This window comes from Sellimonas sp. (assembly GCF_047234585.1).
GTDB lineage: Bacteria > Bacillota > Clostridia > Lachnospirales > Lachnospiraceae > Sellimonas > Sellimonas caecigallum.
The window spans coordinates 1-12,924 of sequence record NZ_JBKSWG010000041.1 but is presented as its reverse complement, the minus strand read 5'-3'; the positions used below and the strand labels follow the sequence as shown (position 1 = coordinate 12,924).

At 45.3% G+C, this 12,924-nt stretch carries 15 protein-coding genes and 1 pseudogene; 7 read left to right on the top strand and 9 right to left on the bottom strand.

Annotation, left to right across the window (positions count from 1 at the left end; all coding sequences use genetic code 11):
* A partial coding sequence (locus tag ACLROL_RS11565; protein ID WP_413067879.1) for a helix-turn-helix domain-containing protein occupies nt 1–586 on the bottom strand: 586 nt, incomplete at its 3' end.
* Between the two features lie 128 nt (nt 587–714).
* Nucleotides 715–933 (bottom strand): hypothetical protein, encoded by a 219-nt coding sequence (locus ACLROL_RS11560; RefSeq protein ID WP_058118389.1) that lies wholly within the window; start codon nt 931–933, stop codon nt 715–717.
* 77 nt (nt 934–1,010) lie between these two features.
* On the opposite strand from ACLROL_RS11560, the gene ACLROL_RS11555 reads away from it, so the two are divergent.
* The 4 genes from ACLROL_RS11555 to ACLROL_RS11540 all read left to right on the top strand — a co-directional run bounded on the left by ACLROL_RS11555 (nt 1,011) and on the right by ACLROL_RS11540 (nt 4,244).
* Nucleotides 1,011–2,576, top strand: coding sequence for a DUF4368 domain-containing protein (locus ACLROL_RS11555; RefSeq protein ID WP_413067878.1), 1,566 nt, complete (start codon nt 1,011–1,013; stop codon nt 2,574–2,576).
* Nucleotides 2,545–3,087 carry a Crp/Fnr family transcriptional regulator gene (locus ACLROL_RS11550; protein WP_144018244.1) on the top strand — a complete coding sequence of 181 codons (543 nt, stop codon included), beginning with the start codon at nt 2,545–2,547 and terminating at the stop codon, nt 3,085–3,087. The genes ACLROL_RS11555 and ACLROL_RS11550 overlap by 32 nt, the downstream gene beginning before the upstream one ends.
* A gap of 83 nt (nt 3,088–3,170) precedes the next feature.
* Nucleotides 3,171–3,671 (top strand): YbhB/YbcL family Raf kinase inhibitor-like protein, encoded by a 501-nt coding sequence (locus ACLROL_RS11545; protein WP_087200919.1) that lies wholly within the window; start codon nt 3,171–3,173, stop codon nt 3,669–3,671.
* Complete coding sequence (locus tag ACLROL_RS11540; protein ID WP_413067877.1) at nt 3,672–4,244, top strand: YoaK family protein; 573 nt, start codon at nt 3,672–3,674, stop codon at nt 4,242–4,244. It abuts the gene before it with no gap.
* Nucleotides 4,245–4,302: 58 nt separating this feature from the next.
* Here ACLROL_RS11540 and ACLROL_RS11535 read toward each other — a convergent pair whose 3' ends face one another.
* From ACLROL_RS11535 to ACLROL_RS11510, 6 genes are all read right to left on the bottom strand, one after another.
* Nucleotides 4,303–4,644 (bottom strand): DUF3784 domain-containing protein, encoded by a 342-nt coding sequence (locus ACLROL_RS11535; protein ID WP_158095390.1) that lies wholly within the window; start codon nt 4,642–4,644, stop codon nt 4,303–4,305.
* 76 nt (nt 4,645–4,720) lie between these two features.
* Nucleotides 4,721–5,344: a hypothetical protein gene (locus tag ACLROL_RS11530; RefSeq protein WP_087211069.1), complete on the bottom strand. Its 624-nt coding sequence runs from the start codon at nt 5,342–5,344 to the stop codon at nt 4,721–4,723.
* Nucleotides 5,277–6,563 carry an ABC transporter permease gene (locus tag ACLROL_RS11525; protein WP_413067876.1) on the bottom strand — a complete coding sequence of 429 codons (1,287 nt, stop codon included), beginning with the start codon at nt 6,561–6,563 and terminating at the stop codon, nt 5,277–5,279. Before ACLROL_RS11525 ends, ACLROL_RS11530 begins: the two co-directional genes overlap by 68 nt.
* Nucleotides 6,544–7,434, bottom strand: a complete 891-nt coding sequence (locus tag ACLROL_RS11520) for an ABC transporter ATP-binding protein (RefSeq protein ID WP_087211103.1) — start codon at nt 7,432–7,434, stop codon at nt 6,544–6,546. The genes ACLROL_RS11525 and ACLROL_RS11520 overlap by 20 nt, the downstream gene beginning before the upstream one ends.
* Before the next feature lie 86 nt (nt 7,435–7,520).
* The gene (locus ACLROL_RS11515) at nt 7,521–8,738 is read right to left on the bottom strand and encodes a sensor histidine kinase (protein ID WP_087211064.1); all 1,218 of its coding nucleotides are present in this window, start codon (nt 8,736–8,738) and stop codon (nt 7,521–7,523) included.
* Nucleotides 8,726–9,397, bottom strand: a complete 672-nt coding sequence (locus ACLROL_RS11510; RefSeq protein WP_087211062.1) for a response regulator transcription factor — start codon at nt 9,395–9,397, stop codon at nt 8,726–8,728. The genes ACLROL_RS11515 and ACLROL_RS11510 overlap by 13 nt, the downstream gene beginning before the upstream one ends.
* Before the next feature lie 139 nt (nt 9,398–9,536).
* On the opposite strand from ACLROL_RS11510, the gene ACLROL_RS11505 reads away from it, so the two are divergent.
* Both ACLROL_RS11505 and pepT read left to right on the top strand, forming a co-directional pair.
* Nucleotides 9,537–10,304 carry a 4Fe-4S binding protein gene (locus ACLROL_RS11505; RefSeq protein ID WP_087211059.1) on the top strand — a complete coding sequence of 256 codons (768 nt, stop codon included), beginning with the start codon at nt 9,537–9,539 and terminating at the stop codon, nt 10,302–10,304.
* 98 nt (nt 10,305–10,402) lie between these two features.
* The gene (gene pepT / locus ACLROL_RS11500) at nt 10,403–11,617 is read left to right on the top strand and encodes a peptidase T (protein ID WP_087211056.1); all 1,215 of its coding nucleotides are present in this window, start codon (nt 10,403–10,405) and stop codon (nt 11,615–11,617) included.
* A 78-nt stretch (nt 11,618–11,695) separates the two neighbouring features.
* Here pepT and ACLROL_RS11495 read toward each other — a convergent pair whose 3' ends face one another.
* Nucleotides 11,696–12,553, bottom strand: coding sequence for a YitT family protein (locus tag ACLROL_RS11495; protein ID WP_087200938.1), 858 nt, complete (start codon nt 12,551–12,553; stop codon nt 11,696–11,698).
* Between the two features lie 227 nt (nt 12,554–12,780).
* Between ACLROL_RS11495 and ACLROL_RS11490 the strand changes: the two are divergent.
* Nucleotides 12,781–12,876: pseudogene (locus ACLROL_RS11490) on the top strand (hydroxyacid dehydrogenase); the annotation flags it as partial.
* Nucleotides 12,877–12,924: the final 48 nt, after the last annotated feature.

Here is a 12,924-nt window from a genome sequence, read left to right as displayed (position 1 = left end):
CGCTATTGCTTTTCGCTTCCGTTCTTTTCCTTTCCGGCGGCGTAGCCGCTTCGCCCTGCGCAAAGGGCAAGGGATTTAGGGAATGGAAAGGAATGGAATGGGTACTTGATAAATCAGTAATTGATTGTTCTTTACTTGATATATCTTTATTTAATTGCGTTGGATTTTCCAACGTAGGTTTTTCCTGCGTAGGTTTTTCCAACGTTGGATTATCCAATGTTGGATTTTCCAATGTAGGTAAATCCAATATAGGCGGCTGTCCGCCGCTGGTAGCTGCTTCCGGCTCTCGCGGCTGCGGCTGCTCGTATATGACGTAATCTGCGCCCCGCAAGCGTCCCTTTTCGTCGCGCTCCCGGCTGCGCACGATATATCCGGCTTTTTCGAGTTCCTTTACCGCTTCGCGGATTGCGTCGATCTTCTCCCGGTTGATATGGGATAAGCCCGCAAGGGTATAATCCCAATCCTCCGGCAAGGACAGCATTTGCGAAAGCAAGCCTTTTGCTTTTAAGGACAATTCCTTGTTTCGCAAGTGGTGGTTGCTCATAACGGTATATCCCGTATTTCGCTCCACTCTGAAAACTGCCATTTTTCCTCACTTCCTCTCTTGGTCTGCGTGGACAATTAGAAAGCCGTTTTCGGCTGTTTTGGTATTGCAATATGCCCTTTGCCGTTTTCGCGTCTGCAAAGCCGCATGACACAAGGGCTTTTGCCCGTCTATTTGTCCATGCTGGCGGGCGTTTTCCGCGTCCTTTTGCCGGGGCAATAGGGACACTCTTTGAAAACGCAAAACTCATATTTCCACCCGGGGCGGTAGAAACGGCAAGTGCCGCAATCTTCATCATCTCCGGCACAACCGGATTGATAGCGGTCAAATCCCGGCTTCTGCTGCATGAGCAGTTCAAATGCCCGCTGCTTGCCTTTTATGAAATACATTCCGGCTGTACCTCCTTTCCTGCGGGCATAAAAAAACGGCGTTACTTTCTCCCCAAAAGGGGTTAAGGTAACGCCGCTTGTGTGCGTATTCAGTTTTTAACACATTCCCTGTCTATCCGCTGTCCGCAAAACCATTGATTTTATTAGCTTTTTGCCGCTATCGCTATCACACCTCATTATTCGACAGACCCGGTTGGAATGAGATGATAGGGCTTGCGGAAGCGGGAAAGGTCAAAACGGTTATCGTCAAGGATATGTCCCGCATAGGGCGCGACTATCTGAAAGTAGGCTATTACACCGAGAGTTTTTTTGCCGAGCGTGATATTCGCTATATTGCAATCAACGACGGTGTGGACAGCGACAAGGGCGACAACGATTTTACCCCATTCCGCAACCTGTTCAACGATTTCTATGCACGCGATACAAGCCGGAAGATCCGCGCGATACTTACCGCAAAGGCAAACGCCGGAGAACACATGGGGAAGCAGCCTTACGGATATTTGAGGAACAAGGACAATCCGAAACAATGGGTTGTAGACGAAGAAGCCGCCGAAGTAGTCAAGAAGATATTTACTCTTTGTGTGGACGGGAAAGGCCCTATGCAGATTGCAAGAATGCTGCAAAAGGAAAAAATCTTGACGATAAAATCCTACTACGCAAAATGCGCCGGAAAGCCTTTGCCGGACAATCCGTATTTATGGGACGCAAACTCTGTTTCCAAGATTTTAGCGCGTTTTGAATACTGCGGGCATACGGTCAATTTCAAAACCTATTCCAAGTCAAACAAACTGAAAAAGCGGTATGAGAACACGCCCGAAAACCGCCGGATTTTCCGCAATACCCATGAAGCAATCATTGATGAAAAACTTTTTGAACGGGTACAGGAATTAAGGGCAAGCAAACGCCGCCCCGCCAAGCAAGCGGAACGGCAAGGGCTGTTTTCCAACTTAATTTTCTGCGCTGACTGTGGCAGTAAATTACATTTCTGTACGGCAAGCAGTTTGACGCCCTCACAAGACAGTTACCGCTGTTCCCGTTACAAGAGCAATACGGGAAGTTGCACCGCTCATTATATCCGAGAGGAAACACTGAAACGGATTGTCCTAAAACGGATTTTTGATGTAACCGCTATGTTTATCGACGACATCACTTCGTTTCGCGATATGGTGTATGAGCAGCGTTTTGAGAAAATGGAAAAGGATATGAAGCGGCGCAAGAAAGCATTGGAACAGGCAAGGAAACGGATAACCGAACTTGACCGAATTTTCAAGCGGATTTATGAAGATGATGTAAACGGAACAATCAGCCACGAACGGTTTTTGAAATTGTCTGCGGAGTATGAAGCCGAGCAGAAAGAATTGACGGAGTTTGTTTATGCAGAGCAAAACGCTGTTCATATCTTCGAGCAGGACAAGGCAGACTTTGACAACTTTGCCGCCGTCATTCGCAAGTATGTGGGCGTGAAAGAACTAACCCCTACGATAGTGAATGAGTTTGTGAAGAAAATCATAGTCCATGCGCCGGACAAGTCCAGCGGCCACCGCCGACAGAAAGTACAGATTGTTTGGAACTTTATTGGGGAAGTAAATCTTCCTAACGACAGTCAAGTGATTGAACGGCAAAGAAAAGGCAGAACGGCATAGCCACACGCTATGCCGCCCTGCAAGATACGATTACTTCCTTATCACTACTCAAGACAACCAAAATATTATTTCCGAATTTTCAAAATGGGATTGTTTTGGGAAAGCCCACAGTATTTCCGGCAATCCGATGTTTTTTTCTCTGAAGACCGCAAAAGATTCCCGGATTCTTTTTCTTGACACAAAAGCATTTTTAAAACTTCCTCTTTCTCCGGATACCGCGCTTCAAAAACTGTATCTGAATCTGCTTCTTGTAATCACAGAGAAAAAGCTTACCTATATGCGAAAAGCCGAAATCCTCTCACACAGAAGCCTGCGTGAAAAAATCTCGGCCTTCCTTACAGAAGAATACCGAAAAACCGGGACATCCACATTTACTGTATCGTTTAACCGACAGGAAATGGCCGACTATCTCTCTGTCGACCGCTGCGCGCTGTCCAGAGAACTTTCAAAAATGCAAAAAGAGGGGATTCTTTCTTATTCTAAAAATCATTTCACATTGATAACAATATAAAATCAGACGCGTTGCAAATGCAACATACTTTCTCCTGCTTTTAAGGTATACTTAGGATACTATGATCTGGAAGGAGTGAAAGAATGAAAATTACAAGCAATGGAATCATTGATGGGATTATTCAGGACAAATATGGAAAAAGAGGCGAACTCAATACGCTTGGAATGCCTACGTATTCTCTCCCGATATCCATTCATGATGCACCGGAAGGGACAAAGAGCTTTGCCCTCGTAATCGACGATAAAGATGCGTTCCCTGTAAGCGGAGGCTTTGTATGGGTGCACTGGGTTGCGGCAAATATCTGTCGTACAGAAATTTTGGAAAACGAAAGCCAGACTGCATCCGATTTTGTACAGGGTGTCAATTCCTGGCTCAGCATGCAGGGCGGACAGCACCCTGCCGAATCCTGCAGTTACTATGGTGGTATGGCTCCGCCTGATGCGCCGCATATTTATGACATCCACGTCTATGCCCTTGATACGATGTTGGATTTGAAAAATGGTTTTTACATGAATGAAATGTATCGCCAGATGAAAGGGCACATTTTAGACGAGGCCGTTCTGAGCGGCGAATATGCAAACTGATTGCACGGGACACAGAAGCTTCGGATTTCGGAAACTCTCATCGTCGGGATGCTTCTTACCATAGCAGGCGGATTTCTGGACGCCTATACTTATCTCTGCAGAGGCAAAGTCTTTGCCAACGGTCAGACCGGAAATCTTGTTCTGCTGGGCATGCGTCTGGCAGAACAAGATTATCGGAATGCACTTTATTATCCGCTGCCGATTTTTTCTTTTATATGCGGTATTTTTCTGGCTGAACAGATACATATCCGCATCGGGGATGACCGTTTTGTTAAATGGCGGCATATCATCCTGATTCTGGAGATCACACTTTTGCTTCTTTTCATCCCTGTCCCGCATGGAACCATGGATCATCTTGTCAACACAGGGATTTCCTTTGTGTGTGCTCTTCAGACACAGGCCTTCCGCTCTCTGAAAGGTTTATCCTATATTTCTGTCATGTGTACCGGAAATCTTCGGAGCGGCATCCAGGAATTCTGCAGCTATCGCTCTTCTTTACTGTTTACCTGGATTTTCCCGCCTTGCTTTTCCCTGTCTTTTTGCTGCTTATCGTTCTCATTTTACTGCTTCTGAAAAAGCAGCTTCTCAGCGCAAGTGAAAAACTGGAACTCACATGGCTGGATCGATAAGTCTATTTTCGGAATTTGTCGTATCTTTTTTCACGAAAGCTCATCCTTGGGATCAGCATAGCGATCCATCCTCCGACAAATACAAGCACAATAAGCGGGTTCAGAAAATAGCATGCCACTGTCCCAAGGATGAACCAAAGTCCCCAAAGAGCCAATGTATTTCTGGCTCCTGTACAGATTTTCTCTACACTGTAGGCCTCTCTTTTCTCTTTCGGCAGCTTTCTATAACTCGGTACAAGCCAGATACTCTTTTCTCCCATGAATCCGAACACAAACGCATGTGCAAAACAAAGAGCTGCCAGGATCATGCACACAAACATGGCTCCAATCGTTATTTTCTCCATGATGTACTCTCCTTTTCCAAACGTAATCTCTCCCATATGCTAACGCTTTGGGGCGGAAAAGGCAAGTTTTTCTTTTTTATGATTCTTTTCTTGAACGTACGGCAATCCCGACGCCCAAAAACAGCATTCCTGCCAGCGCCAGATACCACTTTTCTTCATAGCTTCCTGTTCCCATAGAAAAAAGATAAAATTTCCCAAGATATTTTTCTCCCGATGCCATAGATACGATATAAAACAACAGCGGCATCATATACCCGACGACAACATTGTCACACAGTGCGTAGGACAGAAGACCAATTCCTCCCAGGAACACCATTCCAGCCAGCAGACCTGGATAAAATGTGTCAAATGGAAATTCACACTCCCCTATCTTAAGTGCGTACAGAAACAGGGCGGAGACCGCCATCATTACTACAATAGACAGAACGAGACGAATCCCATAAATTGCCCCCACAGCTGTATATTTCGAACGGATCAGATCCCGGATATCTCTGTTTTGCTCCGGCAAAAATATTGGAACTAAAAGGACGATACCCGGAAAGACTGCGTAATATTCGACAACTCGCGCTGTCTCCTGTATATTCAGATTACGGACACCCAAAACAAGCGGCGCTGCACACAAAATACCAATGCTAATGAGTACCTGCCAGATCAAATGATACCGTATGGTTTCTTTTCCTATTGCAAGATATCTTTCCATTTCCAAAACGCCCCTTTCTTTTTGCCTCATAAATCAGCACTGTAGCTACAATAAGAACCATAGCAAGCAGCGTATAAAACAGCCGGTTCCATACAAGAGTGGAAAAGTCTGCCTGGAATCCGGTGTAATTCAGCTCTGTGTTGTGCCTTGGAATCAGGTTGAATCCATACGCTCCCCCGCGCATCGCATTCTGGCCGCTGAAGATAGAAAAAAACCACCAGACTATCTGAACAAGCACTGCCGCTGCTGTCTCTGTCCATTCTGTAATAAGCATAGACAGCGCTGTCACGATCAAAATGGACGGAAGAAGCCAGCCGAAGCTGTACTGAAAAAAAGCTGTGTAATCAAGTGCCAAGTCTTTTCCTGCTGCATATCCGATACATTCTGCCAACGGGTAGAAGGAAAGGATCAAAACTGGAAGGAACATGGTCACACACAATGCCAGATATCTGCTGCAGACGATGGAAAAAGAAGACGCCTTCCTGACAAAGATCAGTTCCCGGATTCCAGAACGTTTGTCGCGCAGCACTCTCGTGGCAGTCACAAACACCGGGAGAATGCCAAGTATGATTCCCATATAATCACAGAACATTCTGGCATATCCCCCTGTAAATCCATCTTTTTCCATCAGATCCTCATATTCTGCCAGCGCATCTTCATAAGTCTTCTCTACCATTCCATTGTCCTTAATCCGGTCTTTTGTGTAGGAAGAACCCGGTCCAAGGATCCTGCTGACTTTTCCCATCTCTTTTTCAAATTCTTTGTAAGACATTCCTTTTTTCGCCGGCAGCTTAAAATTATCTGCCGCCATCATACTCGCCCCATTTGCAAGTTTTACCGTATTTTCTTTCACGTACTCCTGATACCTGTCCTGTATTTCCGATATAGAAAGCCCGGTGCATGTTTCCAGTATGCGGGCGATTTTCTCCTTTTCGGATGCATCTAACGTGACATGTTTTGTAAAACCGACAGGCGCCGTTGTGAAGCTGTCCTGATCATAGTCTCTCGCCAGCATTCCCAGGGTTCCCTCCATAATATCACTTTTTTCTGTGGACTGCTTCCATCCATATCCACCCTCCTGGCCTTTTACCGGTTTCGATGCAAAACTTATCTTTCCCATCTGAGTAAAGAAAAACAGAGCCAGACATGTGATAAAAAGCCAGTATATAAGACTTTTAAAAACCTGTGTGCATTCTTTTTTAAACAAACTCAGGAACATGGCCAGCCCCCTCCTTTTCATGCATCAGGTACATGTATGCGTCTTCCACTCCCGCCTCGCATTTTTTTGCCCTGATACCTGGTACGCTTTCTGACAGAAACCGCACAGTTACATTGTTTCCCATTGTCATCATGCTTGTTACCAAATACGTACTCTTGATTTTTTCCATATCCTTCCTGCTAACCGTTGCTGTATAGACATTTCCGTCCGCCATCCGGATCAATTCTGTGACCGTACCGTGATAAAGAATCTCTCCGTGATCCAGCACTGCCACATTCTCGCATGTGGCCTCGATATCTCCCACGATGTGCGTCGATAAGATTACCACACGCTCTTCTGCAATCTCACAGAGCAGATTGCGGAATCTGACTCTCTCTTCCGGATCCAGCCCCGCAGTGGGTTCATCCACGATCAATACTTTCGGGTCGTGGAGGATAGCCTGTGCGATTCCCAGTCTCCTTCTCATCCCGCCCGACAGCGCTTTAACTTTTGTCTTTGTCTGGTCCTGCAGATTGACTTTCCGAAGAAGGATTGGGATCCGTTTCTTTCGTTCTGCTTTCCCAAGCCCGGAAAGCACACCGAGATAATCCATAGCTTCATAAACTCCCATATTAGGATAAAGCGAGAATTCCTGAGGCAGATAACCCGTAACAGTCCTTACCACAGCTGCATTTTCAATCGGAATGCCACAAATTTTGATCCTCCCTTCCTGTTTTTTCAAAAGTGTTGCAAGTACCTTCATCAACGTCGTCTTTCCCGCACCATTTGGTCCCAGCAGGCCAAACATTCCTCTTGGTATAGTCAGACTGATATTTTTTAAAGCCTGTTTTTTCCCATAGTATTTGCTGAGACCGCGGATCCGTATCTCCATGTTTGATTCTTTCCTTTCTCTCACTATTTCTGCCTTCCTTTCCTGATTGATGATTCTATCCTACCGCAGAATTCTCTAGATTCTCCCTAGACATGTGTAAGATTTTCTGATGACAGACGAAAGGAAGCACTTACAATTGCACCTTCTTGCCCGATACGGTTTGCAAAACTTATTTCCCCTCCGTGCTTTTTGCATAAAGCAGATGCGATATGAAGACCAATCCCGAAATGTTCCCTGTTTTCCCCTTCACTGAAATAAGCTTTCCCTGCATTTTGAAGAGCTGCATCGGAAAATCCCGGACCGTCATCCGTCACATAAAGGTAAAACATCGTTCCATCACACTCTGTCTCAATTTCCACCTCCTGCCTGGCATAACGGATCGCATTGGAGAGAAGGTTGTCCAGCACTTCCAAAATAATATTTTCATCTGCAAGCATTGTATTTTCACACACTCTGACAGAGTATGCAAGATGGATTTCTTTTGCCTCGTTGAGGGCATTTGCCATCCCTCGGATCTTTTTATCCAGATATGCACAGTCTGTCTTCTCCGGATGAAACGGGATATCATCGACACTCCTTGCATCCTTCATTGTCTGGCTGAACTTTTCCAGACGTTCCGCCTGTGCAGAAAGCAGCCGCAGCGTATCTTTTAACTTTTCCTGACTGATATTTCTTTGCGGAATATATTTGACAAGAAAGTCGGAATATCCACGGATGACCGTCAGCGGCGTGCGCAGATCATGTGCAAATGCCGCATTTAACTTTTTCTGTTCTTCCACAAGTCTCCACATTTCCTTTTGATTTTCTACCAGATGTCCTCTCATTTCTTCGAAAGCTTCACACAACCTCCCCATTTCATCCCGGGAATTATATTCCATCTTGAATTCCAGATTCTTCTCTTTGATATTTCGCATGCCTTCTTCCAGTATATCAAACGGCTTTTTCAGCCGTCTCCGATAAAACAAAACTGCTGTGATGAACATGCTGACAACCGCATACACATATGGACACCAGTTCTGTACTGCCGTGAGGATCATGACCGCCGCCTTCCTGCTTGTGGAAAGGGATAAGAAGTCTTGCGTATAGCCGAACACTCTTTTCCCATTTGCAGTGTAGACGACCTGGATCTCAGAACTTTTTTCATACAGAATATCCTGCCATTTCCCGCATATCCCCACTGTGATGACCGTCAAAAGGAAACCAGCCAGGGCAAAGATACACAGATAGGCCGGCAGCGCTTTGCGAATCGGAAGGTTTCGGATTTTGTCCCGGATCTTCTCAATTTTCTCATCTATCCAATCCATTTATATCCCACTCCCCATACCGTCTCGATAAAATCCCTGTCTGCTTGTTTTGCGATCTTTGCGCGCATCCGACGAATATGTTCCATCACGATACTGCTGTCTCCTGCTCCTTCCAGTCCCCAGACATTCTCATAGATTTGCTCTTTGCTGAACACCTGTCTCGGGTGCATCGATAGAAACTCCATGATGTCAAACTCAGTTTTTGTCAGACGGATCTCTTTTTTATTATAAGAAATACTCCGCTCGTCATAGCGGATGCGCAGCCCCCCGCTGTGGTACTCCTGCCCTGACAAAGCGTTTCTTTTTTCCCTTCGCAGGTGGGCTGCGACCCTGGCACTTAGCTCTTCAATAGAAAATGGTTTTGTAATATAATCATCCCCTCCGGAAAGCAGTCCGTTGATCTTATCCTGTTCTTCTATTTTTGCCGTCAGAAATAAAATTGGACAGCTAACTTCTCCCCGGATTTTCCTGCACACGGACATCCCGTCTATATCCGGGAAATTGATGTCAAGAAGGATCAGATCCACCCCCATCAACGCCTTTTCTATGGCCTCTTTTCCATTGGCCGCCGTCTCTGTCTCATATCCAAGAATCTCAAAATAATCTTTTAGAAGCATACGGATTCCTTCTTCGTCATCCGCAATCAAAATCTTTTCCATGGTATCACTCTCCCCTCTTGGTCTTTTTGTTCTTTAGTATATCAGGACTTTTCCTATTTTTTCCCTATTTTTTCTCACATTGACACAATATGTTACCCTGCCTATAATAAATGTAAATTAAAAAGCAGGAGGAATACTTATGAGTATCGTACAAATTGTTTTTAGCCCTACCGGCGGAACACAGCGGGTCACAGATATCATTACCGGAGAATGGAATATGCCGGTACAAAGACTGGATCTGACAGATGAGAAAATCAGTCCCGATTTCCCAACTCTTGGGAAGGAGGATGTTGCTGTCCTTTCTGTTCCTTCTTTTGGCGGACGTGTTCCTGCCCTTGCTTTCCAGAGAATTGCAAAGATTGACGGAAATCAGGCAAAATGTATCCTCATATGTGTCTACGGAAATCGGGCCTATGAGGATACATTGACAGAATTAAACGATATTGCAGAGAAAAACGGTTTTCATGTCATCGCCGCAATCGCTGCCGTTGCTGAACACTCCATTATGCATCAGTATGCCGCCGGCAGACCGGACGGGGAGGATGAAGAGGAACTTCGGCATTTTGCCCGAAGAATTCTGGAAAAAATCCAGACGGATTCTCCTTTGGCATCTCCTCCACAGATTCCTGCAAACCATCCTTACAAAGAATACAAAGTGTCAAACTTGATCCCGGAAGCAGATGAAAGCTGCAATCTTTGCGGCCATTGTGCAAACATATGCCCAGCTCACGCAATCAGCCAAGATCAGCCAAATCTAACAGACAGCAGCGCCTGCATCTCCTGCATGCGCTGTGTGGCAAAATGCCCGCAGTCCGCTCGAAAAGTAGACCACAACATGGTTTTTGCACTGTCTGAGAAGGTCAAAGAAATTTGCACTGTAAGAAAGCGGAACGAATTGTATCTATAAGATTTTCCAACTTCCTTTCACTCTTTTCACTTGTACATCTCTCAAAAGATGCTATAATGGTATGTAGCAAAATAAACAATTAAAGGAGAGGTATTCCAATGAAAGCTTATGAAAGATTGCTGAAATATGCGGTGGTAAGGACACCAAGCGATGAGACAAGCGAAACAGTCCCATCTTCCAAATGTCAGTTTGACCTTGCTGAAATCCTTGTACAGGAATTAAAAGATCTTGGGGTAGAGGCTCATATGGATGAAAAGAGTTTTGTTTACGGGAAAATCCCTGCAACTCCAGGTCTCGAAAACAAGCCGAAAATCGGTTTTATCGCCCACATGGACACTGTTTCTGATTACTGCGACCATGATATCGTTCCCGTGCTGCATCCGGACTACGATGGACAGGATGTGGTGCTTGGTACAAGCGGAAGAACACTTTCCGTACAGGCTTTCCCACATCTTACGAACCTGAAAGGCCGTACTTTGATCACGACAGACGGCACAACCGTCCTCGGAGCGGATGACAAGGCCGGCATTGCGGAAATCATGACAATGATCGAACGTATCAACGAAGAACAGATTCCACATGGCCCAATCCGCGTTGCCTTCACACCGGACGAAGAAGTAGGAACAGGCGCTTCCCACTTCAATGTCGAAGAGTTTGACGCTGACTTTGGTTACACTTTAGACGGCGATGGCGAAGGAGAGATCCAGTACGAAAACTTCAATGCCTGCAAAGCAGATTTTGAAATTACTGGTTTTGCAGTACACCCAGGATCCAGTAAAGATACAATGATCAACGCAAGCCTTGTGGCATGCGAGATCAACAGTATGCTCCCGGGATGCGAAACACCTCGCGGAACTGAAAACTATGAAGGATTTTATCATCTGATGAGTATGAAAGGCGATGTAGCTCATGCAGATCTTCATTATTTTGTCCGCGATCACGACAGCAATCTTTTTGAAGCGCGCCAGAAAACTCTCCGCCTGATCGAAAAAGATCTCAATGAAAAATGGGGAGAAGGAACAGTCAAACTGACGATCACACAGCAGTACCGCAACATGTCTGAGATTGTCGCAGGCTGCATGCACTTGATCGAAAATGCCAAGAAAGCCTGTGAAATCTCCAACGTACCTGCTCAGATCCTTCCGATCCGCGGCGGTACAGACGGATGCCAGCTCAGCTTCCGCGGACTTCCTTGTCCAAACCTGGGAACCGGCGGACATGCATACCATGGTCCATACGAACACATCACAGTAGAAGGTATGGATCACGCAACTGATATTGTTGTCGAAATCGTAAAATTATACGCTGAATAAATGTCAGATAAAAAGCCTCCGGCAGTGAAGCATTCATTTGCTCCCCGCCAGAGGCTTTAAATCTTTTCATTATTTTCTTTAATGTGACTTAAATCCTTCTCCAAGTACTTCATTGGATTCGACGATGATAATAAAAGCCTTTGGATCGATTTCCTTTACAGCCTGCCTGATTCCATACATTTCTTTATTGTTGCATGCGCAGAGCACCACATCTTTTTCTTCCTGTGAGAAACTTCCTGTCGCTTTCAGGAAAGTACTTCCTCTTCCTACTGCCTGATCGATACGCTCTGCTACTTCTTTCGCGTAATCGGTCACGATCAGAGTCATCTTTCCCGCGTCAATTCCGTACATCACTTTATCTACTACCATGGACAGAAGGAAACTGATGATCATTCCATAGATCAGACTGTCCATATCCCGTGATACAAGAGCCGTACCGAGCAGAACAACGAGGGCTTCCAGGGCAAAAGAAATTTTCCCAAGAGACAGGTGCGGATTCAATGCTTTGATGGAAAGCATGATAAAATCCGACCCCCCAGTGGAAGTATTCCTCATATAAATCAAGGCATACCCAAGTCCGGAAAGGACTCCCGTACAGATGGCTGCCAACATACGATCTCCGGAATAGACCGGAAACATCGGTGCGATAACGTCCATGATCACAGATGTGATGATGATAGTTCGCACGGAACGGACGAAGAAGTCTTTTCCCAGGATCTTAAAACATGCAATAGCTACCGGGATATTCAGAAGCATGGCTACCGTACCGATCGGCAGACCGAACAGATGATAAAAGATCAAGGCAATACCATTGAATCCTACCATCGGAAATTTTGCTGTAGCTGCAAAGTTGTAAGTCCCGACAGCGATCAGGATTCCGCCGATAATGTCCATCAAGATATCAATGCCAAATTTTTTTGCATCGAATTTTTTCATAAAACGATTCTCTCCTTCCATGGTTTATATGTATTTCTTTCCGTTTTTTCCAAAAAAAAACACCTGCAAACTATAAATATAATTCGCAAATGCTCTTCTTCGGGATTTAGTATAACTTGATTTCATGACAAATGTCAACCCTTTTTTCCTTTCTCTTGTCAGCTTTTCCGTCCACAGCTATAATAGTCTGAAGAAGGGGGCTTACCTCTGAAAGAAAGGAGATCTTTATGAAACTTGTTTTTCTGGACGCAAAAACCATCGGCTCTGACATTGATCTGAGTGCCTTCTCATCGCTTGGCGAAGTGGTTCTTTATGACGGGAGTTTGACAGTTGCATAATTAAAATAGTACGTGAAGGCCGCATAAAGCCTG